19 protein-coding genes are annotated in these 20,848 nt (G+C 73.4%); 4 read left to right on the forward strand and 15 right to left on the reverse strand.

What is annotated here, in order from left to right:
• Positions 1 to 11: 11 nt before the first annotated feature.
• From AA0Z99_RS07255 to AA0Z99_RS07270, 4 genes are all read right to left on the reverse strand, one after another.
• Positions 12 to 1,508 (reverse strand): aspartate ammonia-lyase, encoded by a 1,497-nt coding sequence (locus AA0Z99_RS07255; RefSeq protein WP_413316361.1) that lies wholly within the window; start codon positions 1,506 to 1,508, stop codon positions 12 to 14.
• Between the two features lie 90 nt (positions 1,509 to 1,598).
• Positions 1,599 to 2,918 (reverse strand): kynureninase, encoded by a 1,320-nt coding sequence (locus AA0Z99_RS07260; RefSeq protein ID WP_413316363.1) that lies wholly within the window; start codon positions 2,916 to 2,918, stop codon positions 1,599 to 1,601.
• Complete coding sequence (locus AA0Z99_RS07265) at positions 2,915 to 3,967, reverse strand: hydrolase (protein ID WP_413316365.1); 1,053 nt, start codon at positions 3,965 to 3,967, stop codon at positions 2,915 to 2,917. Before AA0Z99_RS07265 ends, AA0Z99_RS07260 begins: the two co-directional genes overlap by 4 nt.
• Positions 3,964 to 4,833, reverse strand: a complete 870-nt coding sequence (locus AA0Z99_RS07270; RefSeq protein ID WP_413316367.1) for a tryptophan 2,3-dioxygenase — start codon at positions 4,831 to 4,833, stop codon at positions 3,964 to 3,966. The genes AA0Z99_RS07265 and AA0Z99_RS07270 overlap by 4 nt, the downstream gene beginning before the upstream one ends.
• Before the next feature lie 59 nt (positions 4,834 to 4,892).
• Between AA0Z99_RS07270 and AA0Z99_RS07275 the strand changes: the two genes are divergently transcribed.
• On the forward strand, positions 4,893 to 6,215 hold the full coding sequence (locus AA0Z99_RS07275; protein WP_413316369.1) for a M20/M25/M40 family metallo-hydrolase: 1,323 nt from the start codon (positions 4,893 to 4,895) through the stop codon (positions 6,213 to 6,215).
• Between the two features lie 504 nt (positions 6,216 to 6,719).
• On the opposite strand, the gene AA0Z99_RS07280 is transcribed toward AA0Z99_RS07275, so the two are convergent.
• The 9 genes from AA0Z99_RS07280 to AA0Z99_RS07320 form a co-directional block, all read right to left on the reverse strand.
• Positions 6,720 to 7,646 carry a cation diffusion facilitator family transporter gene (locus tag AA0Z99_RS07280; RefSeq protein ID WP_413316371.1) on the reverse strand — a complete coding sequence of 309 codons (927 nt, stop codon included), beginning with the start codon at positions 7,644 to 7,646 and terminating at the stop codon, positions 6,720 to 6,722.
• A 31-nt stretch (positions 7,647 to 7,677) separates the two neighbouring features.
• Positions 7,678 to 8,574: an aldehyde dehydrogenase family protein gene (locus tag AA0Z99_RS07285; RefSeq protein WP_413316373.1), complete on the reverse strand. Its 897-nt coding sequence runs from the start codon at positions 8,572 to 8,574 to the stop codon at positions 7,678 to 7,680.
• On the reverse strand, positions 8,574 to 10,013 hold the full coding sequence (locus AA0Z99_RS07290; RefSeq protein ID WP_413316375.1) for an aldehyde dehydrogenase family protein: 1,440 nt from the start codon (positions 10,011 to 10,013) through the stop codon (positions 8,574 to 8,576). The genes AA0Z99_RS07285 and AA0Z99_RS07290 overlap by 1 nt, the downstream gene beginning before the upstream one ends.
• A gap of 7 nt (positions 10,014 to 10,020) precedes the next feature.
• Positions 10,021 to 11,031, reverse strand: a complete 1,011-nt coding sequence (gene deoC, locus AA0Z99_RS07295) for a deoxyribose-phosphate aldolase (protein WP_413316377.1) — start codon at positions 11,029 to 11,031, stop codon at positions 10,021 to 10,023.
• Positions 11,032 to 11,110: 79 nt separating this feature from the next.
• Positions 11,111 to 12,091 (reverse strand): bifunctional riboflavin kinase/FAD synthetase, encoded by a 981-nt coding sequence (locus AA0Z99_RS07300; RefSeq protein WP_413316379.1) that lies wholly within the window; start codon positions 12,089 to 12,091, stop codon positions 11,111 to 11,113.
• Positions 12,088 to 12,501, reverse strand: coding sequence for a hypothetical protein (locus tag AA0Z99_RS07305; RefSeq protein WP_413320805.1), 414 nt, complete (start codon positions 12,499 to 12,501; stop codon positions 12,088 to 12,090). The genes AA0Z99_RS07300 and AA0Z99_RS07305 overlap by 4 nt, the downstream gene beginning before the upstream one ends.
• A 72-nt stretch (positions 12,502 to 12,573) precedes the next feature.
• Positions 12,574 to 12,945, reverse strand: coding sequence for a hypothetical protein (locus tag AA0Z99_RS07310; protein ID WP_413316381.1), 372 nt, complete (start codon positions 12,943 to 12,945; stop codon positions 12,574 to 12,576).
• Between the two features lie 9 nt (positions 12,946 to 12,954).
• The gene (gene truB / locus AA0Z99_RS07315; protein ID WP_413316383.1) at positions 12,955 to 13,848 is read right to left on the reverse strand and encodes a tRNA pseudouridine(55) synthase TruB; all 894 of its coding nucleotides are present in this window, start codon (positions 13,846 to 13,848) and stop codon (positions 12,955 to 12,957) included.
• A 9-nt stretch (positions 13,849 to 13,857) separates the two neighbouring features.
• Positions 13,858 to 14,568, reverse strand: coding sequence for a 4a-hydroxytetrahydrobiopterin dehydratase (locus AA0Z99_RS07320; protein ID WP_413316385.1), 711 nt, complete (start codon positions 14,566 to 14,568; stop codon positions 13,858 to 13,860).
• Between the two features lie 97 nt (positions 14,569 to 14,665).
• On the opposite strand from AA0Z99_RS07320, the gene AA0Z99_RS07325 reads away from it, so the two are divergent.
• Positions 14,666 to 15,670 carry a ketopantoate reductase family protein gene (locus AA0Z99_RS07325; RefSeq protein ID WP_413316387.1) on the forward strand — a complete coding sequence of 335 codons (1,005 nt, stop codon included), beginning with the start codon at positions 14,666 to 14,668 and terminating at the stop codon, positions 15,668 to 15,670.
• A 348-nt stretch (positions 15,671 to 16,018) separates the two neighbouring features.
• Here AA0Z99_RS07325 and AA0Z99_RS07330 read toward each other — a convergent pair whose 3' ends face one another.
• Together AA0Z99_RS07330 and AA0Z99_RS07335 are read right to left on the reverse strand one after the other, a co-directional pair.
• Positions 16,019 to 16,720, reverse strand: coding sequence for a uridine kinase (locus tag AA0Z99_RS07330; protein WP_413316389.1), 702 nt, complete (start codon positions 16,718 to 16,720; stop codon positions 16,019 to 16,021).
• A 96-nt stretch (positions 16,721 to 16,816) separates the two neighbouring features.
• Positions 16,817 to 18,328, reverse strand: a complete 1,512-nt coding sequence (locus AA0Z99_RS07335; RefSeq protein ID WP_413316390.1) for a DUF418 domain-containing protein — start codon at positions 18,326 to 18,328, stop codon at positions 16,817 to 16,819.
• Positions 18,329 to 18,365: 37 nt separating this feature from the next.
• Between AA0Z99_RS07335 and AA0Z99_RS07340 the strand changes: the two genes are divergently transcribed.
• Positions 18,366 to 19,238: an A/G-specific adenine glycosylase gene (locus tag AA0Z99_RS07340; protein ID WP_413316392.1), complete on the forward strand. Its 873-nt coding sequence runs from the start codon at positions 18,366 to 18,368 to the stop codon at positions 19,236 to 19,238.
• A 90-nt stretch (positions 19,239 to 19,328) separates the two neighbouring features.
• Positions 19,329 to 20,741 carry an RNB domain-containing ribonuclease gene (locus AA0Z99_RS07345; RefSeq protein WP_413316394.1) on the forward strand — a complete coding sequence of 471 codons (1,413 nt, stop codon included), beginning with the start codon at positions 19,329 to 19,331 and terminating at the stop codon, positions 20,739 to 20,741.
• Positions 20,742 to 20,848 lie beyond the last annotated feature (107 nt).

A 20,848-nucleotide genomic window follows, 5' to 3' on the forward strand; every position in this document is an offset into this window, starting at 1 on the left:
CCCGCGCCGCGTCACCGCTCGTCGTCGATGACGATGACCGGCATGGCCTGCGTCACCGGCTGGAGCCCCGACAGCCGCGCGGGCTCGAGCAGCTTCTCGACCCGCTCGCGCTCCATCAGCCCGTTGTCGACCACGAGGTCGGCGATCGACTTGTGGCTCGTGAGCGCCTCGTGCGCGAGCTTCGCCGAGTCTGCGTAGCCCAGGTAGGGCGTCAGCGCCGTGACGACCCCGACCGACGACCCCACCATGAGGCCGAGCCGCTCGCGGTTGGCCTCGATGCCGTCGACGCAGTTGACGCGCAGCGTCAGGCACGCCTGCGTCATCCAGTGCAGGCTCTGCAGGATCTGGTGCGTGATGACCGGCTCGAAGGCGTTCAGCTGCAGCTGCCCGGCCTCCGACGCGGCCGTGACCGTGGCGTCCGACCCGATGACGGCGAAGGCCACCTGGTTGACGACCTCCGGGATGACGGGGTTGACCTTGCCGGGCATGATCGACGAGCCCGCCTGCTTCGCCGGCAGCGAGATCTCGCCGAAGCCGGCCTGCGGGCCGGAGGACAGCAGGCGCAGGTCGTTGCAGATCTTCGACAGCTTGACGGCGCAGCGCTTGAGCGCCCCGGAGACGGTCATGAAGACACCCGTGTCGCTCGTGGCCTCGATCAGGTCGCTCGCGGTGACGATCGGCAGGCCGGTGAGGTCGGCGAGGTGGCGGCTGGCGGCCTCCGCGTAGCGCGGATCGGCGGTGATGCCCGTGCCGATCGCGGTGGCGCCGAGGTTGACCTCCGCGAGCCACTTGATGGTCTCCTCGAGGCGGTCGTAGTCCTCCCGCAGCGTCACCGCGAAGCCGCGGAACTCCTGACCGAGCGTCATCGGCACCGCGTCCTGCAACTGCGTGCGGCCGACCTTCAGCACGTCGCGGAACTCGACCGCCTTCGCGTCGAACGCATCCGTCAGCCTCGCCAGCTCGTCGAGCAGGCGCCGCAGCGTGAACGCCATCGCCACCTTGATCGACGTGGGGTAGGTGTCGTTCGTGGACTGCGAGCGGTTGACGTCGTCGATGGGGCTGAAGCGCTCGTAGTCGCCCTTCTCGTGCCCCAGCTCGACGAGGCACGCGTTGGCGATCACCTCGTTGGTGTTCATGTTGGTCGAGGTGCCGGCGCCGCCCTGGATGACGCCCACCTTGAACTGGTCGTGCAGCTCGCCGGCGCGGATGCGCTCGCACACGCGCTCGATCAGGTCGGCCTTCTCGGGCTCCAGCGAGCCGATCTCCTTGTTGGCGCGGGCGCAGGCCTGCTTGACGACCGCGAGCGCGTTGACGAGGTCGGAGTACACCGAGATCGATCGGCCCGTGATCGGGAAGTTGTTGAGCGCCCGCTCGGTGTGGATGCCCCAGTAGGCGTCGGCCGGCACCGGCAGCTCGCCGAGCGAGTCGCGCTCGAGCCTCGTGGGGCCGGCGTAGCTGCGCTCGCCCTGCGGTGCGGGGTCGAGCTTGTATGCAGGGGTGTCGGTCATAGCGGGCTCCGTTGCCTTCCGTGTGCCTCGTGGGCGGCGTGCGATGCGTGCGGGCTGGTGGCCCGCGCCATGAGCCTAGCCCGACGCGCATCACCTCGCCGGGCGCGCCTCCGACCGCAGCTGCTCGCGCAGCTCCTGCCCCAGCGCGGCGATGCCGAGCTCGACCTCCGCGAAGGTGGTCGACAGCGGCGAGAGGCCGATCCGGATGCCGTCGGGAGCGCGGAAGTCGGGGATCACGCCGCGCTGCCACAGCCGGGCGTTGACGGCGGCGAACGCCGGATGCGCGATCGTCAGGTGGCTGCCGCGGTGCGGCCCGGCGGGCGGGCTGGCGAGCACCGCCGGCGCGGCGGCTCCGGCGCGGTCGCCGAGCCCGCGCTCCCCCAGCACGTGCTCGCGCAGCGCGGCCTCGGCGAAGTCGGTGAGCGCGACCGACTTCGCGCGGATGGCCGGCATGCCGACCCGCTCGATCAGCTCGACCATCGCCTCGAGCGCGACCGTCGCGAGCACGGGCGGGGTGCCGCTGACGAAGCGGCGCACGTCAGGTGCTGCGCGATAGCTGCGCTCCATGCCGAAGACGTCGGCGGCGCCCATCCACCCCTGGATCGGCTGCGCGAGCTCGGCCTGCAGGCGCTCGGCGACGTAGCCGAACGCGGGCGAGCCTGGCCCGCCGTTCAAGTACTTGTAGGAGCAGCCGACGGCGAGGTCGACGCCGCTCGCGTCGAGCTCCGTCGGGATCACGCCGGCCGAGTGGCAGAGATCCCACAGCACGAGCGCCCCCGCCTCGTGCGCCGCCGCCGTGATCCCGGCCATGTCGGCGAGGAAGCCAGAGCGGTAGGCGACGTGGCTCAGCAGCACGAGCGCCGTCCGCTCGCCCACCGCCTCCTGCACCTGCTCGAGCGTGACGCCAGCGGCCGGATCGGTCTCGATCCAGCGGATCGTCATGCCGCGCTCGGCGGCGACGCCCTCGACGATGAAGCGATCGGTCGGGAAGTTGTCGTCGTCGATGACGATCTCGCGGCGACGCTCGTCCGCGCGCAGCCACGGCGCGTCGACCGCCGCGCGCACGAGCTTGTACAGCAGCACCGTCGTCGAGTCGCCGACGAAGCACTGGCCGGACGCCGCCCCCACGAGCGCGCCGATGCGGTCGCCGAGGTCGTAGGGCCGGCGCATCCACTGCTCGTCCCACGATCGGATCAGGCGCGCACCCCAGTCGTCGCCGACGAAGCCGGCGAAGCGCTCCGGCAGGTCGGCCAGCGGGCGGCCGAGCGAGTTGCCGTCCAGGTAGGAGACGACGTCGCCGCCGCGCACGAAGGCGCTCGTGTGCGCGGCGAGCGGGTCGGCGGCGTCGAGCTCGGCGGCCAAGGCGTCGGTGGCGTCGGCGGGCGTGTCGCGTGCGGCGGTGTCGGTCATGCGTCCTCCAGGTCGAACCAGGTGCGCGGCAGCGGTCGCGGCCGATCGCGGGGCGGGCCGATGAGCGCGGCCACGAGCGACGCGTCGTCGCGGACGTCGCTGCTGCAGCTCGTGAGCGTCGGCCCCGGCGGCAGCAGGGACTCGGCGAGCAGCGCGTCGACGAGCGCCGTGCCCTCGATGCCCGCCTGTCGCAGCGCGGCGATCTCGCTCGGGTCGAGGTCGAGGCGGCGGAGGCCGTTGCCGAGGTCGGTGCCGTAGGCGACCGCTCCCCCTGCGTCGGCGAAGCGCGCGAGGTTGTCGCTCGCGCGCTCGAGCGCTGCGCGGTCGCCGTCGCGGTCGTGCATCGCGAGCGTCGAGATCCAGGTCTGGCTCGCCGCTGCGCGGGCGATCGTCTCGTCGTCCAAGCGCTCGGTCCAGGGGGCGTGCGCCAGCACGTCGACGCCGGCGTCCAGCGCGCGCAGCGCCTGGCCCTGGCCCTGCACGTGCGCGACCAGCAGCAGCCCCAGGGCATGGGTCGCGTCGGCGATCGCGGCGAGCAGCGCGTCGTCCGGCACCGGCCCGGCATCGGCGTTGAGCGTCACCTTGACGACGGAGGCGCCGGCATGCGCGCGCTCGCGCACCGAGCGCGCCGCCTCGCCCGAGTCTGGGAGCTCGACGACGGATCCGGGCGGCGCCCAGGCGCGATCGGACGGGTACCCGCCGAGGGCCGCGTGGAAGGGGCCGGCGACGCGCACGTCGAGCCCGCGGTGCGCGGCGGTGGCGGCGTCGATCAGCCCCGGCAGCGCCTGCGGCGCCCAGCCGAGGTCGAGCACGCGACCGAGCGTCGTCGGGCCCGCCGCGGCGACGTCGGCGAGGCCCAGGTGCACGTGCGCGTCGGTGATCGGCGGCACCAGCGTGGCGCGGATGCGGGCGCGGTCGCGAGCGCGGCCCGCGGCCTCGCCGTCCGGGACCAGCCGCATGCCGGTGTCGCCCAGCTCGACCAGCGCATCCGTCACCCAGCGACCGGCGATGCGCGCCCGGTCGACCCGGGCGATGATCGGCGGCCTCACTCCTCGATCCGGGTGCGGACCGCGTAGAGCTCGGGGAAGAACGTGAGCTCGAGCGCGCGCCGCAGGAAGTCGACGCCGCTCGAGCCGCCCGTGCCGTGCTTCATGCCGATCGTGCGCGTGACCGTGCGCAGGTGCCGGAACCGCCAGAACTGGAAGTTGTCCTCCAGGTCGACGAGCTCCTCGCAGGCCTCGTAGGCGCGCCAGTCCTCGGCGCCGTCGGCTCGCCCGGCGTCCTGGTAGATCGCCTGGAAGACCGGCACGAGCTCCTCGCTGTAGACGTGGGCCTTCGTGACGTCGCGCTCGAGCAGCGCCGTCGGCACGGCGTGGCCGCGGCGCGCGAGGTGGCGCAGGAACTCGTCGTACAGGCTCGGGCGGTGCAGCTCTGCCTCGAGCGCCGCGTGATCGGCCGGGCTCGACTCGAACACCTGCAGCATGCGCGCGTGCTTGTTGCCGAGCGCGAACTCGACCATGCGGTACTGCGCGCTCTGAAACCCCGATGCGCTCGCGAGGAAGCCGCGGAACTGGGCGTACTCGGTGGGCGTGAGCGTCGCGAGCACCGACCACTGCTGCGTCAGGACCTCCTGGATGTGCTTCACGCGCGCGATGCGCTTGAGCGCGGCTCCGAGGTCGTCGGCGGCGAGCAGGCGACGGGCGTCGTCGAGCTCGTGGATGACGAGCTTCAGCCACAGCTCGGTCGTCTGGTGCTGGATGATGAACAGCAGCTCGTCGTGGTGCTCCGGCTCGCTGCGCGGCTGCTGCGCCGCGAGCAGCGTGTCGAGCGCCAGGTAGCTGCCGTAGGTCATCCGGTCGCTGAGATCGGTGACGACGCCCGCCTCGATCTCGCGGGTGTTCTCCTCCACGGCCACGTCGGCCTCCTCGCTGCTCGTGCACCAACGGTAACGCGCTCCGGCGATAGCCTGCGCGGGTGCTCATCACCGACGATGCCCTCGACGACCTGATCGCCGCGATCCGCGTGCCGACCGAGACCGAGGCGCAGATCCCGGCGTTCCAGGCGCTCCTGCGCGAGCGCTTCCCGCGGCTCTTCGCCGAGCTCGAGGTGGAGGCGATCGGCTCGACGCTGCTGGCTCGCTGGCGAGGCCTCGGCGACGGTGCGCCGACGCTGCTCATGGCGCACCAGGATGTGGTGCCCGCGCCTGAGGCCCGCGAAGGGGACGTGCCCGCCGGCGCCGCGTGGACGCACCCGCCGTACTCCGGCCACCGCGACGCCACGCACGTCTGGGGTCGCGGCACGCTCGACGACAAGGGCTCGCTGATCGGCATCTGCGTGGCGATCGAGGCGCTGCTGGGGCACGGGTTCCGCCCGCAGCGCGACGTGTGGCTCGTCTTCGGCCACGACGAGGAGACCATGGGCACCGGCGCCGCCGACGCGATCGCCGAGCTCGACCGGCGCGGTGTGCGCCCGGCGTGGGCGCTCGACGAGGGCGGCGCGATCATCGAGCCGCCCATCGCGGGCGTCTCGCGCGACGTCGCGGTCGTGGGCGTGGCGGAGAAGGGGTTCGCCAACGTGCGGATGCGCGTGGCGCAGGTCGGCGGGCACGCGTCGACCCCTCCGGCCCTGCCCGCCACATCGAGGCTGGCGCGCGCGATCCGGCGGCTCGACGTCGCGCGCTGGCCCCGCACGCTGCCCGAGCCGGCGCTGCGGATGCTGGAGCTGCTGGGCGCCGAGGCCGAGGGCGCGCGGGGCGCGGTGCTGCGCAACGTGCGGCGGGCGCGACCGCTCGTCGAGCGGATCCTCGCGCGCGGCGACGAGACCCGCGCGATGCTGTCGACCACCTCGGTGGTGACGCAGCTCTCGGGCGCCGCCGCCGCCAACGCGCTCGCCGAGGAGGCGGTCGCCGTCGTCAACGCGCGCATCGCGCTCGGCTCGAGCGTCGAGGAGACGCTCGAGCGCATCCGCCGAGCCGTCGCCGACGACGCCGTCGAGCTGGCCGTCCTGCACGGCCACGGGCCGAGCCCCGAGAGCCCGGCGAGCGGGGCCGGCTGGGACGCCGTCGCGGCGGCGATCGCTCGAGCGCGGCCCGATGTGCTGACCGTGCCCTACGTGATGCTCGGCGGCACCGACGGCAGGCACGCGCACCGCATCACCGATCGCGTCTACCGCTTCGCGCCGTTCGAGATGACGCGAGAGGAGCGGCTGACGCTGCACGCGCGCGACGAGCGCATCCGCATCGACACGTGGCTGGCCGGGTGCCGGTGGTACGCGGACCTGCTCGAGACCAGCTGCTGACACGGCGCGTCGCCGGCTCCTCGCTCGAATGGCGCCTCCCGCACCTGACCGGCGCCTCCCGCACCTGAGTGGCGCCTCCCGCACCTGAGTGGCGCCTCCCGCACCTCACTGGCGCCTCCCGCACCTGACCGGCGCCTCCCGCACCTCACTGGCGCCTCCCGCACCTGAGTGGCGCCTCCCGCACCTCACTGGCGCCTCCCGCACCTGAGTGGCGCCTCCCGCACCTCACTGGCGCCTCCCGCACCCCTATGGCGCATCCCGCGATCGAGCGGCGACTTCCTGTCCTGGGTGCCACCTCCCCCGCCACTCAGAGACCGCAGGCGCCACTCACGCACGGAAGGCGCCACTCAGGCGCGGAAGGCGCCCCTCAAGCACCGGGGGCGCCACTCAAGCGCGGGAGGCGCCACTCGAGCACCGGGGGCGCCACTCGGGGGCGGGAGGCGCCACTCGAGCGGGAGGCGGGCGGCGGGAGGCGGGAGGCGGGCGGCGGGCGGCGGCGCGGGGTCAGTCGTGCAGGTGCGGCTCGTGGGTGGCGTGGCCCGGGGGCTCGAGCTGGAAGGTCGCGTGCTCGAGCGGGAGCGGGAAGTGCTCCGCCGCGCACTCCTGCAGCGCATCCAGGATGCGCGGCGCGTGACCGTCGGTGAAGCACGCCTCCTCGACCACCACGTGGGCGGTCAGCTGGTGGATGCCGGTGCCGAGCGTCGAGGCGTGCAGGTCGTGCACCGACACCACGTGCTCGAGCTCGAGCAGGTGCGCGCGCACCTCGTCGAGGTCGAGCTCCTCCGGCGCCGACTCCAGCAGGATGCGCCCCGCGTCCCGCAGCAGCACGACCGACCTCGGCACGATCAGCGCTGCCACGAGCGCGCTCGCGATGAGATCCGCCTGCTGGAAGTCCCACACCCAGATCGCGATCGCCGCCGCGATGACCGCGACCGAGCCGATCGCGTCGTTCAGCACCTCCAGGAACGCCGCCCGCAGGTTGAGGCTCGACCCGCGCCGGCCGGCGAGCACCGCGAGCGAGACGAGGTTGCCCGCGAGCCCGACGACGCCGAAGACCAGCAGCAGCGGGCCGGGCACCTCGGTCGGCTCGCCGATGCGGCGGACGCCCTCGATCACCACCACCAGCGCCACGATGAGCAGCGCCGCGGCCTGGGCTGCCGCGGCGAGCACCTCGACCCGCACAAGGCCCCAGGTGCGCCGCCCCTTCGGCGGACGCCGCAGGAGCCGCTGCGCCGCGAGCGCCACGCCGAGCCCCGCGACATCCGTGAGCATGTGGACGGTGTCGACGAGGAGCGCGAGCGAGCCGGTGAGGATCGACCCGATCACCTGCGCGACCAGCAGCGTCGACGTGATGCCGAACGCGACGGCGATGCGCATCGCGCCTGAGCCGTCCGCGTCGTGCCCGTGCGCGTGCGCGTGACCGCCTGCCATCGCTCGCCCCCGCCGTGGGCCTAGCGCGCCACTAGAGGCGCGACTTCGTGTGCCAGACGGTCTTCGTCTCCGTCAGCGCGAGGATGCGCAGCGGCGTCTCCGGCGCGATGCCGGGCTCGGGGCGGATGACGCGCTTCAGCGTCTCGGCAGCGAGCTGCTCGAGCTCCACCCAGTCGAGGTCGCCGGCACCCGTGAGGTCGAGGGCGTTGACGTCGGCATGGCCCGCGAGCCACGGCGCGAGCTCTGCCGGGTCGCCCGTCAGCACGTTCACGACGCCGCCCGGAAGGTCGCTGGTGGCGAGCACTTCTCCCAGCGAGATCGCCGACAGGGGCGCGGACGCGGCGGGCACCACGACGACCGCGTTGCCCGTCACCAGCGCTGGCGCAATCACGGACGTGAGCCCGAGGAGCGCGCTCGACTGCGGCGCGACGATGGCGACGACGCCCGTCGGCTCGGGCACGGAGAGGTTGAAGTAGGGGCCGGCGACCGGGTTGGCGCTGCCGCCGATCTGGGCGATCTTGTCGGTCCAGCCCGCGTGCCAGACCCACAGGTCGATCGCGTCCTCGACCTGCTTGAGCGCCCGGGCGGCCGTGAGGCCCTCGGTCTGCTGCAGCTCGTCGACGAACTGCGCCTTGCGGCCCTCGAGCACCTCCGCGACGCGGTAGAGCACCTGGCCGCGGTTGTAGGCCGTGGCGCCCGCCCAGCCGGGCTGCGCCTTGCGCGCCGCGCGCACGGCCTCGCGCGCATCCTTGCGCGACGCCATCGCCACGTTCGCCACGAACCGGCCCCGCGCATCCGTCACCTCGGTCACGCGCCCGGACTCGCTGCGTGGGAAGGCGCCGCCGATGAAGAGCTTGTAGGTCTTGGGCACGCCGAGCCGATCGCTCGTGCGCGTCGAGGCCTTCGCGCCGGTCTTCGTGGTCGCCATCACTCGCCTGCCTTCAGGTATGCCTGCATGCCCTGGCGGCCGCCCTCGCGGCCGTAGCCCGACTCCTTGTAGCCGCCGAAGGGGCTCGCGGGGTCGAACTTGTTGAACGTGTTCGTCCAGACCACACCGGCGCGCAGCTTGTCGGCCACCGCCAGCACGCGGCTGCCCTTGTCGCTCCAGATGCCCGCCGAGAGGCCGTAGGGCGAGTTGTTGGCCTTCGCGATCGCCTCGTCGGGCGTGCGGAAGGTCAGCACCGAGAGCACCGGTCCGAAGATCTCCTCGCGAGCCAGGCTCGAGGAGGCCTCCACGCCCGTCACGACGGTCGGCACGAACCAGTAGCCCTCCGACGGCAGCTCGCACGGCGCGCTCCACGCCTCTCCGCCCTCGGCGATGCCCGCATCCACGAGGCGCGTGATGCGCGCGAGCTGCTCGGCGGAGTTGATCGCGCCGACGTCGGTGTTCTTGTCGAGCGGGTCGCCGAGGCGGAGCGTCGCCATGCGCTCCTTGAGCCGCTCCATGACCTCGTCGTGCACGCTCTCCTGCACCAGCAGTCGGCTGCCGGCGCAGCAGACCTGCCCCTGATTGAAGAAGATCCCGTCCACGATGCCCTCGATCGCCTGGTCGAGGGGCGCGTCGTCGAAGACGATGTTGGCGCCCTTGCCGCCCAGCTCGAGGGTGAGCCTCTTCTGCGTGCCGGCGAGCGCCTTGGCGATCTCGCGGCCGACGGCGGTCGAGCCCGTGAAGGCCACCTTGTCGACATCCGGGTGGCGCACGAGCGCCGCGCCCGTCTCTCCCGCGCCGGTGATGAGGTTGACGACGCCCGCCGGCAGGCCGGCCTGCTCGCAGATCTCGGCGAAGAGCATCGCCGTGAGCGGCGTGGTCTCCGCAGGCTTCAGCACGACGGTGTTGCCGGCGGCGAGGGCGGGCGCGACCTTCCAGGCGAGCATCAGCAGCGGGAAGTTCCAGGGGATGACCTGCGCGGCGACGCCGAGCGCTCGCGGGCGCGCACCCAGGCCGACCCAGTCGAGCTTGTCGGCCCAGCCGGCGCAGTGGAAGAACCACTGGGCCACGAGCGGCACGTCGGCGTCGCGGGTCTCGCGGATCGGCTTGCCGTTGTCGAGCGACTCGGCCACGGCGAGCTCGCGGGCGCGCTCCTGCAGGATGCGCGCGATGCGGAAGAGGTACTTGCCGCGGTCGCGGCCCGACATCGGGCCCCAGGTGTCGCGGAACGCGGTGCGCGCTGCCCGCACCGCCGCATCCACGTCGCCGTCGTCGGCGCTGCCGAACATCGCGATGCGCCGCTCGGTCGCGGGCGAGATCGAGGCGAAGGGCGTGCCGCCGCCGGGCACCCACTCACCGCCGATGTACAGGCCGTACTGCTCGCGCAGGTCGAGGATGGCGGTCGACTCGGGAGCCGGCGCGTAGTCGAGGAAGGTCATGGGGGCCTCAGTCGATCGTGACGTAGTCGGGGCCGGAGTAGCGGCCGGTGGTGAGCTTCTGGCGCTGCAGCAGCACGTCGTTCAGCAGGCTCGAGGCACCGAATCGGAACAGGTGCGGGTCGAGCCAGGCCTCGCCGCAGGTCTCCGCGACCGCGATCAGGTACTTGATCGCGTCCTTCGAGGTCGAGATGCCGCCGGCGGGCTTGACGCCGATGCGCTCGCCCGTGAGCCGCTCCCAGTCGCGCACGACCTGCAGCATGAGCGTCGTCACCGGCAGCGTCGCCGCCGGCTGCACCTTGCCGGTCGAGGTCTTGATGAAGTCGCCTCCGGCGAGGATCGACAGCCACGAGGCGCGGCGCACGTTGTCGTACGTCACGAGCTCGCCGGTCTCGAGGATCACCTTGAGGTGCGCGAAGGTGCCGTCGTCGCGACGGCACGCCTCCTTGGTCTGCACGATCTCGTCGAAGACCTTGCCGTAGTTGCCCTCGAGGAAGGCGCCCCGGTCGATGACCATGTCGATCTCGTCGGCACCAGCGGCGACGGCGTCTCGGGTGTCCTGCAGCTTGACCGCGATGCTCGCGCGACCCGCGGGGAACGCGGTCGCGACGGCGGCGACGTTGATGCCGTCGTCCTTGCCGGCGCTCCAAGCGCTGCCGAGGGCCTCGACGGCGCCCGCGACCATGTCGCCGTAGACGCACACGGCGGCCGGCCGGGGGGTCGAGGGGTCGGAGGCGTCGGGCACGAGCGCCTTCGCCACCAACGAGCGCACCTTGCCCCTGGTGTCGGCGCCCTGCAGCGTCGTGAGGTCGATCATGCGGATCACCGCGTCGAGCGCAGCGGCCTTCGAGGTGGTCTTGATCGAGCGCGTGCCGAACTTCGCGGCACGTGCCTCGAGGCCCACCGCGTCGACGGCAGGCAGGCCCTCCAGGTGCCGGCGGAGGGCGACCTCGGAGAGGTCACCGCCGAGCAGCTGGACGGCGCGCTGCGCGGGGGCGAGCGCCTGGCTGGATGGGGACACGCTGCTCCTTCAGGACGCCGCGGCGAGCTCGTGGCCGCGCGGCGGGGCGGATGGGTGACGGCAGTCTACCGAGTGGCGGTCAGGCGCGATCCGGCAGCAGCGGCGCGACGCTCGACCTCGTGGCGTCGACGTCGCGATGCATCTGCGCGATGAGGGCGCCGAGCCCCTCGAAGCGGTGCATGGGTCGCACGAAGTCGACCAGCTCGAGCTCGATCGGGCGGTCGTAGAGGTCGAGGTCGACGTCGAGCAGGTAGGCCTCGACCGTCTTCGCCTGCACGCCGTCGAAGGTGGGATTGTCGCCGATCGAGACCGCCGCGGCGAAGGTGCCAGCGTCGACGTGCGCGATGGCGGCGTAGACGCCGTCGGCGGGGATGAAGCCGTCGACCGGCGCGCCGAGGTTGGCGGTCGGGAAGCCGAGGGCGCGTCCGCGCTGGAAGCCGCGCACCACCTCCCCGCGCAGCTGGTGGCGACGGCCGAGCATCTCGTTGGCCTCGGCGATGCGGCCCAGGTCGAGCGCCTCGCGGATCCAGGTGGACGAGACGCGACGACCGTCGGTGAAGCAGATGTCGTCGATCGACTCGACCCGCACGCCGCGCGGCTCGGCGAGCTCGCGCAGCAGCGCGGGCGTGCCGGCGCCGCGGAAGCCGAAGCGGAAGTCGTCGCCGACGAGCAGCACCCGCGCGCCGAGCCCGTCCAGCAGCGCGCGCTCGGCGAACTCCTCGGGCGGCTGCGCGGCGGTCGCCTCCGTGAACGGGATCACGATGACCCGATCGGCGCCCGCCGCCTCGAGCAACCGGATCTTCGTCGCGAGCGAGACGAGCGGATGCGGTGCCACGTCGGGGCGCACGACCTCCAGCGGGTTGCGGTCGAAGGTGACGACCGTCGTCACGAGGCGCGGGTCGCCCTCGCTGGTCGGCTCGGCGAGCTCGCGGAGCTGCTCGATGATGCGCTGGTGGCCGACGTGCACGCCGTCGAACTTGCCGATCGTGACGGCGCTCGGCACCGCCTCGAGCTCGGCGATCCAGGCCATCGGGTCGCCGCCGGCCCCGGTCGCGCTCACGCCGCGACCCGCTCGCGGCTCGCGTGGAGCCACCACAGCCCCAGGAACGGCAGCACCGCGGGGATGAACACGTAGCCCATGCCGAAGTAGCTCCACACCGAGTCGTGGCCGAAGAGGCTCGGTGCCACGATCGACAGGGTGCCGACGACGAGCACGCCGACCAGCTCGAAGCAGACCGCCGCGAGCGCCACCGCCCGCGCGGCACGGCTGCGCTGCATCGCGAGCGCGACGGTCGCGACGAGGTAGACGACGGCCGCGGCAGCGCTCAGGGCGTAGGCCAGCGGCGCCTCGTCGAAGCGCTGCACGATCTGCACGAACGAGCGCCCGGTCGCCGCGATGGCCAGCACCGCGTACACCGCGATGAGGACGCGTCCGATGCCTGCATGCCTGCGCTCGCTCACTCGATCGATCCTACGGCGCGCCGCCCGCCCTCGGAGCCAAGCGGCGAGCGCCCGCGCGGTGCTGCGCTGCGTCGCAGCGGCTCACGCCATCTGCACGAACCAGATCTGATGCATCCGGTATGCCATCACCGAGCAGGCCAGGATCGCGATGCCGACGATGAGCGTCTGCCACTCGCCCCGCTTGTCGATGAGCGCCCACATCACCGCGGCGGGCGGGATCAGGAGCGCGGAGATCAAGTAGACCCAGTACTCCAGCAGGTCACCGGTCGGACCCGCGCCGAGGAAGGGTGCGATGAAGGACGCCACCGCCTGCACCACGAGCGTGAGCATCGTGAAGGCGGCGGCGCCGAGCACCCAGTCGTTGAACGGCCTGCGGGTGAGGCCGACGACCGCCACCACCGCGCCGACGATCCCCAGCGAGATCGCTTGCGCCAGCATGAGCCAGCTGATCATGCACCCTCCTCAAGCCGTGGGGAAGTTGGTGACCGGCAGCAGCCGGTTGCCGGAGACGCGGGCGATGCCGATCAGCCGCTGACCGTGCACGGCGGCGAGGATGCCCTGCTCGCCGTCGACCGATGCGGTCCTCCGACCGTTCGCGAGGTCGGCTGCGCGCTCGTCGTCCAGGTGCGCGACGGGCAGGATGCGCCCGGCCGCCTCGGCGGGAGGCAGGAGCAGGCCCTCGGCGCCCGATTCGGGCAGCGCGTCCGCGAGCGGGGCGCCGTCCACCCCGAAGGGCCCGATGCGGGTGCGCCGCAGTGCCCGCAGGTGACCGCCGACGCCGAGCGCCTCCCCCAGGTCGCGCGCGAGGGCGCGGATGTAGGTGCCGCTCGAGCAGTCGACGATCACGTCGACCTCTGCCAGCTCCCCCGGCCGGAACGCGAGCGCGTCGAAGCGCGCGACGGTGACGGGACGAGGCTGGAGCTCCACCTGCTCCCCCGCTCGCACCCGCGCGTAGGCCCGCTGTCCGTCGACCTTGATGGCGCTCACCGAGGAGGGCACCTGCTCGATGTCGCCCGTCAGCGACGCCATCGGCACCGCCAGCTCGTCGCCCGACAGGTGCGACGCATCCGCCCTGCTGGTCTCTTCGCCCTCGGCGTCGTCGGTCGTGGTCGCGGCGCCGAGCGCGATGGTCGCCGTGTAGGTCTTGTCGAGCCCGACCATGTGGGTGAGCAGCCGCGTCGAGGGGCCGATGCCGAGGATCAGCAGGCCGGTCGCCATCGGGTCGAGCGTGCCCGCGTGCCCGACCTTGCGGGTGCCGAGCGCCCGGCGAGCACGGCTGACGGCGGTGTGGCTGGTGATGCCGCGCGGCTTGTCGACGAGCAGGATGCCGTCGGGGTTCGTGGGGGCTGCAGGCACCCGTCGACCTTAGCCGCTCGTCGCCGGGCGCTCCTCGGCGGGGCCGCCGCCGGGATCCTCCTCGAAGTCCTCGATGTCGGGCCACGACGCGATGTCGACGCCGTGGTTCTCGGGCGACGCGAGGGTCCACCACCGGCCGGCCTCGTGGCGCACGACGCGGCCTCCGGCGGCGACCGCGGCCGCGACACGCGCTTCGGCGTGGTCGGCGGGCACCGAGATGTCGATGTGCGTGCGGCCGCGACCGGGCTTGGGCGGGTCGAGCTCGTGCAGCCAGACGTGCGGGTTGCGCCGCTGCGGGTCGATCGCGTCCTCCTCGCCGAGCGGCTCGTAGCCCATGACCGCCGCCCAGAACGGGCGCACGTCGGCGCCGCGGTCCTGGGCGACCGCGATGCCGGTCACCATGAGCGTCGACGGATCGGGCCTGCAGCCGAGCCGCCGCGCTGCCTCGGAGATGCCCTGGGCGAGCCGAGCGTCCTGTAGGGTCAGGCCGCCATCGCGCCGGGTCGCGGTGCGGATCGTCACCCCGAGCGGGCGCAGGTCGACGTCGGGCGCGTGCCCCACCGCCGTGGCGACAGCACCGATGGCGGATACCAGCTCGACCGCGTGCGCGAAGGACTCGCAGGCGAAGTGCGCGTGCGCGCCCCAGAAGAGCACGCGCCAATCCTCGACGCCGGGCATCTCGTGGAACCGCTTGGCCGTGAGTCGGGGTGCGTCGTCCATCGTCGACCTCTCCCTCGCGCGCCGTCGCACGAGTCTGGCGGCAGCATAGGTCAGCCCACTGACACCCGCTCCGCTCGTCGCGTATAGCCTGCTCAGCATGGCGATCGACGACGGCCGACACCACCCGCGGCAGCGCATCGCCGTGATCGGGGCGGGCGCGATCGGCGGCACGATCGCGGCACGACTGGACGCGGCGGGGCACGACGTGACCGTCACCGCACGGGGCGACAACCTCGCTGCGATCCGCGATCGAGGGCTGCGCATCAAGGGCGGGTTCGGCGCGCACACCGCTGCCGTGACGGCGCTCGAGGCGCTCGCGGAACCGCCCGACGTGGCGATCCTCGCAGTGAAGGCGACCGGTGCTGTCGCGGCGCTCGAGGCCAACCGCAACGCGCTCGAGGGCATCCCCCTGCTCGTCGTGCAGAACGGGCTCGGCGGCGAGCGCGCCGCTGCGCGCCTGCTCGGTCACGAGCGCGTCGCGGGGGGCCTCTCGCTGATGGCCGCCAACTCGCTCGAGCCAGGCATCGTGACGGTGACGGCGACAGGAGACACGATCGTCGGCGGCGCTGAGGGAGCCCGCTTCGCGGCGCTGCTCCGTGACGCGCTGCCCACCAGCGAGACGCCCTCGATCGAGGGAGCTCAGTGGACCAAGCTGCTGATCAACATGGTCAACGCGATCCCCGCGATCATCGGGCACTCGGTGCAGGACGTGATCGGCGACCCCGGGCTGCGGCGCGTGCTGCTGGCGTCGATGCGCGAGACCGCCCGCACGGGGCTCGCCGCCGGCGTGCGGTTCCAGCCGCTGCAGGGGCTCACGCCACTGCTCGTGCGCGTGGTGGCCTTCGCGCCGCGACGCATCGCGCAGCAGGTGCCCCTGCGCATCCGGGAACGGCTCGGCGACGTGCCCAACATGGGATCCACGCAGCAGTCCATCCGGCGCGGGCAGCCGACGGAGGTCGACGCGATCAACGGAGCCGTCGTCGCAGAGGCCGCGCGGCTCGGACGCCCGGCGCCGATCAACGCAGCGCTCGTCGAGCTCGTGCACGAGGTGGAGCGCAGCGGCGCGTTCCTGGCCCCGTCGGTGGTGCGGAAGCTGGCGTAGGCGCACGCTGGCCGCGCTGCGCGTCCATGGGTGTGCTCGCGGCTCCAGCGGAGCGCCCGCGCATCCCGCGCACCGCGACGATGGGGCGGCGCAGGCGCATGCAGTGGCGAGCGCCGCACTCGGAGGCCGGCGAGCGCATCCGGTGCGCGTATGGTGGATCCGCCCCACCGCCGGGGGTGTGCGGCTCCCAGACGCCCACCACGCCCTGGGTGCTCGACGTCACCGCACGATGGCGGGAGCCGCCACTCAGGCACGGGAGGCGCCACTCAGGCACGGGAGCCGCCACTCAAGGGCGGGAGGCGCCACTCAGGCACGGGGGGCGTGGCTGGGGCGGGGCGAGGGGCGCGGTCAGCAGGAGTCGGCGAACGCCTGGAAGGGCTTCCGCCAGTCGCTGGTGTCGACCACGAAGGTCGCGTTCGCGCGAGGGGTGTGCGCGCGCTCGTAGAGGTCATGCGCCTCGCGGTAGCGCGCGTGCGAGGGGTGCTGCACGTCCGGGTGCGCGCCATCCCGCGCGCGCATCCGCTCACCTCGGGTGCGGTCGTCGGCCTCGAGGAAGACGACCGCATGCCACTTGCCCGCCAGCGCCGGGCGCTGCAGGAACACGCCGTCGACGATCAGCACCGCATCCGGGCCGGTCGTCTGCCACTCCATCTCGACCGAGGCGTCGCGGTGCAGGTCGAAGGCGCGCGTCATGAAGCCCGTCGAACCGCCCATGCGGAAGGGCTGCAGCAGCACCCGATCGAGCAGCTCGATGTCGAAGGCATCCTCGTAGTACCCCTTGGGCGAGTGCCTGCCCTGGCGGTAGCGGAAGGCCTGCGGCCGGTGGAAGTCGTCGGTGCTCGCCCGAAACGCCTCGACCCCTGCGCGGGCGAACGCGACCTGCAGCGCATCCGCGAAGTGCGTCTTGCCCGCGGCGTCTCGACCGTCGACCGCGATCAGGCGGCGACCGCGCGGCGTCCTGCGCAGCATCAGCTCCGTCAGGCGGGTGTAGAGCTCCTTCTGCTCCGGCGTCCAGGACGCGGCCCGCATGAGGAGAGCGCTGTCGACCATGCCGTCAGCCTACGGCGCGCGGCGGTGCGACGCGTCGACCGGTGACGCCTCTCGCCGTGCCGCGCACTGCAGGGGGATGCGTCGACGGGCCACGCCTCAGACCACGGGAGTCGGGGCCGCCACCTGGCGCTTGCCGTAGGCGAGGCGGCGCAGCAGCGCCTCGGCCGGCCCGCGCTTGCCCTGCAGGTCGAGGACGACGGCGACGATGGCGGTGACGAGCCAGACCCCGACAGCGAGGCCTGCGGCGCCCAGCGGCGAGATCGTCTCGCCGAGGCCGAGGCCCCAGGCGGCGAGGATGGGCGCGAACAGCACCGACTGCAGCAGGTAGCTGGAGAGCGAGCGCTTGCCGACCGCGGTGATGGTGCGCGTGACGATGCCGTGGCGCTGCGTCGCGCGCTGCTGGCCGTCGACCTGCTGACCCTCGACCTGCTGACCCTCGAGACGCCCGTCGTGCGCGTGCTGGACATCGCCCCGCGCGCTGCGGCGGCTGATCGCCGCGGCGATGAGCCCGAACAGCGCGGCGTAGCCGATGCCGCCCGCGACGCCCGCCAGGGAGGAGATGCCCATCGTGCCCCACGCGATCGACGGTGCGAACAGCGCGCCCGCGAACTGCAGCGCAGCGAGCGCGCCGCCGGTCCAGCCGATAAGGATGCCGCCGACGGCGATGCGCGCGAGCGTCGCGCGGTGCTCCTCGGGCCGATCGAGCAGCCCGCGCCGGGCGGCCAGGATGCCGAGCACCGCGGCGAGCGGCACCGTGAGCGCGATCACCTGGCCGGGCGTCGCGAGCAGCCATGCCCCGAAGCTCGCGAGCATGAAGAGCAGGTAGTTCGACTCCCCCGCCGGCGACACCGTGAAGCCCCCGAGATCGGGGAGGGAGTCGGCGATGCCGCTGCTGCTGAGGACGGCTGCGCCCACGAGCATGAGGGCGCCGGAGAGCAGCAGCAGGCTCGCGAGCACCCAGGCGACGATCTTCAGCGCGCGGTCGGAGCGCCGAAGCAGCAGCCACGCGACGATGAGCCCCGTGAGCCCGTAGGCGCCGACGATGTCGCCGAACCAGAGCAGCAGCGCGTGCACGGCGCCGAAGGCGAGCATCCAGAGGTGGCGGAGCTGCAGGAGCCTGCGGGCCGTGCGCCACGGCGTGCCGGCGGCGGACTGCCGGCTGTAGAGCTGCCAGATGCCGTAGCCGAACAGGAAGGCGAACAGCGGGTAGGCGCGGCCGTCGATCGCGACGAGCGAGAAGAGCTGGTACCCGAGGTCGGCGCCCTCATGCCCCACGCCGTGCGCGTTGGTCAGCCCGTGCTCGGCGCCGAAGAGCCACCACGGCACGTTCGCGAGCGCGATGAGCAGCAGCATGAGGCCGCGCGCGAGATCCGGCGCGAGGCTGCGCCCGCGCGCGGCGGTGGCAGCGGCGGCGCGGTCGACCTCGAGGTGCGGATGCGGCGCGGGCGCCGGGTGCGCCGGCCACGGCTGCTGCGCCTGCTGCCACGGCTGCTCCGGCACCGCAGGAGGATCGGGCTGCACCTGCCCGAGCGGGGGTGGCACCGGCTGGGCCGGCTGGCCCGGCTGGGCGGGCTGGGCGGGCTGGGGCCAGTGCTGCGCATCGGTCACCCGACGACGGTATCCGTCGGACGGATACCCTGGCTGGATGCTCGGTGGACAGTCGCTGGTCGCGCTCGCCGCCTGGTACGGCGCGAGCGCCCGCGACCTCCCCTGGCGTCGCCCCGACTTCGACGCGTGGGGCACGCTCGTGAGCGAGATCATGCTGCAGCAGACGCAGGCCGCGCGCGTCGCCGTCGAGATCGACCGCTGGCTCGACCGCTGGCCGACGCCCGCAGCGCTCGCGGACGCTCCGACCCACGAGGTGCTGCGCCAGTGGGGAACGCTCGGCTACCCCCGCCGAGCCCTGCGGCTGCAGGACACCGCGCGCGCGATCGTGGAGCGGCACGGCGGCGAGGTGCCGAGGGACGTGGAGGCGCTGCTCGCGCTGCCGGGCATCGGCGACTACACGGCGCGGGCCGTCGCGGTCTTCCACTTCGGCGACCGCCATCCGGTGGTGGACACGAACGTTCGCCGAGTCGTCGCCCGCGCCGTGCACGGGCAGGGCGAGGCGGGCCCGGCGAAGCGACAGGACCTGGCCGACGTCGACGCCCTGCTGCCCGCGGCGCCGGCTGACGCATCCGTGGTCTCGATCGCGCTGATGGAGCTCGGTGCGCTCGTCTGCACGGCGCGCGCGCCGAGGTGCGAGGCGTGCCCGATCGCCGATGCGTGCGCGTGGCGGGCGGCAGGCTACCCGCCGTTCGAGGGCAGGCGAGCACCCCGGCAGTCGACCTTCGCCGGCAGCGACCGGCAGGCGCGCGGCACGCTGCTGCGGGCGCTGCGCGGCGTCGACGTGCCGCTCGACGAGGCCGAGCTCGCGCCGCTCTGGCCGGACGCCGAGCAGCGCGAGCGCGCCATCGCCTCGCTGGCCGCCGACGGCCTGATCGTGCGCGACGCCGGCGCCATCCGGCTCCCCGACTGACGGCTCGAGCGCGATCGCTCGTCGCACGCGACGGCCCGCATCGCCAGGGCCGCTGGCCGGTTGCGAGGGAGCGGGGGTTAGGTTGTGGGCATGCCTGCGCGACACCAGCGACTGACCGACACGACCGACGAGCTGGCCGCGGCGCTCGCGGCGATCCGAGCCGATCTGGGGCTCGACGAGGCCTTCCCGCCGGAGGCGATCGCCGAGGCCGAGGCGTTCGCGGCCGCCCCGGCGCTGCCCGACGCCGACCAGACCGGCGTCGAGTTCGTGACGATCGACCCCGACGGCTCGACCGACCTCGACCAGGCGCTCCACATCGAGCGCGAGGGCGAGGGCTTCGTCGTGCGCTACGCCATCGCCGACGTGCCCGCCTTCGTCGAGCCGGGCGGCGCGATCGACACCGAGGCGCGGCGGCGAGGGCAGACGATGTATGCCCCCGACGGCCGCGTGCCGCTGCACCCGCCTGTCGTCAGCGAGGGCGCTGCGAGCCTGCTCGAGGGGCAGGAGCGCGGAGCATATGTCTGGACGATGCGACTGGATGCACGCGGCGACGTCGTCGACACCGCGCTCGAGCGCGCGCGGGTGCGGTCGCGGGAGCAGCTGACCTACGTCGAGGCACAGGAGCGCATCGACGGCGGCGACGCGATGCTGGGCCTGCTCAGAGCGGTCGGCGAGCTGCGCATCGCGCTCGAGGAGGCGCGCGAGGGCGCGAGCCTCGACATGCCAGAGGAGGAGATCGCGCACGAGGGCGAGCGCTACGTCATCGAGCGCCGCGTGCTGCTGCCCGTGGAGCGCTGGAACGCGCAGATCTCGCTCATGACGGGCATGGAGGCGGCGACCATGATGCTGCGGGCGAAGCGCGGGATCCTGCGCACGATGCCGCAGCCGCCGGCGGGCGACGTCGCCGACTTCCGCCGCGAGGTGGAGGCGATCGGCGAGGTGTGGGCGGAGGGCGAGCACTACGGGGCGTTCCTCCGGCGCCTCGACCGGGCGCAGCCGACGACGCTCGCGATCCTGCAGGCCGCCCGGCGGCTCTTCCGCGGCGCCTCCTACGAGGTGCTGGGCGACGGCTCCGACGCCTCGCAGCTCGAGCAGGCGGCGATCGGCGCACCGTATGCGCACACGACGGCGCCGCTGCGCCGACTGGTCGACCGGTACGTGCTCGCGCACTGCGAGGCGATCGCCAACGGGCGGCAGATCCCGCAGTGGGCGAGCGATGGCCTCGAGGGGCTGCCGGAGATCATGCGGAGCTCCGGCCAGGTCGCCGGCACGCTGGAGCGCGAGTCGATCGATGTCGTGGAGATCGCGGTGCTGCGCGATCGGGTCGGCGACGCGTTCGACGCCGTCGTGGTCGATGCCCGGAAGGACGGCGCGACGATCCAGCTGATCGACCCGCCGACCGAGGCATCGTGCGCGACGGACGCGCAGCCGGGCGAGCGCATCACCGTCCGGCTGGTGGAGGCGGATCTCGCGTCGCGGCGTCTCCGCTTCGCGCAGTCCTGACCGGCCCGTGCCCGCCGCAGGCGGCTCAGCACTTCGCCCCTCGCCGGCAGAGCGCTCAGCCGGTGGCGCAGAGCGCGGCGTCGTCGCTGGGGAGGCCGAGCACCCAG

The organism is Agrococcus phoenicis (assembly GCF_047302415.1).
GTDB lineage: Bacteria > Actinomycetota > Actinomycetes > Actinomycetales > Microbacteriaceae > Agrococcus.

Coding starts and splice junctions, on each gene's coding strand:
- AA0Z99_RS07255 (WP_413316361.1), bottom strand. CDS start 1,508: ATGACCGACACCCCTGCATACAAGCTCGACCCCGCACCGCAGGGCGAG.
- AA0Z99_RS07260 (WP_413316363.1), bottom strand. CDS start 2,918: ATGACCGACACCGCCGCACGCGACACGCCCGCCGACGCCACCGACGCC.
- AA0Z99_RS07280 (WP_413316371.1), bottom strand. CDS start 7,646: ATGGCAGGCGGTCACGCGCACGCGCACGGGCACGACGCGGACGGCTCA.
- AA0Z99_RS07285 (WP_413316373.1), bottom strand. CDS start 8,574: ATGGCGACCACGAAGACCGGCGCGAAGGCCTCGACGCGCACGAGCGAT.
- AA0Z99_RS07290 (WP_413316375.1), bottom strand. CDS start 10,013: ATGACCTTCCTCGACTACGCGCCGGCTCCCGAGTCGACCGCCATCCTC.
- AA0Z99_RS07310 (WP_413316381.1), bottom strand. CDS start 12,945: ATGATCAGCTGGCTCATGCTGGCGCAAGCGATCTCGCTGGGGATCGTC.
- AA0Z99_RS07320 (WP_413316385.1), bottom strand. CDS start 14,568: ATGGACGACGCACCCCGACTCACGGCCAAGCGGTTCCACGAGATGCCC.
- AA0Z99_RS07325 (WP_413316387.1), top strand. CDS start 14,666: ATGGCGATCGACGACGGCCGACACCACCCGCGGCAGCGCATCGCCGTG.
- AA0Z99_RS07330 (WP_413316389.1), bottom strand. CDS start 16,720: ATGGTCGACAGCGCTCTCCTCATGCGGGCCGCGTCCTGGACGCCGGAG.
- AA0Z99_RS07340 (WP_413316392.1), top strand. CDS start 18,366: ATGCTCGGTGGACAGTCGCTGGTCGCGCTCGCCGCCTGGTACGGCGCG.
- AA0Z99_RS07345 (WP_413316394.1), top strand. CDS start 19,329: ATGCCTGCGCGACACCAGCGACTGACCGACACGACCGACGAGCTGGCC.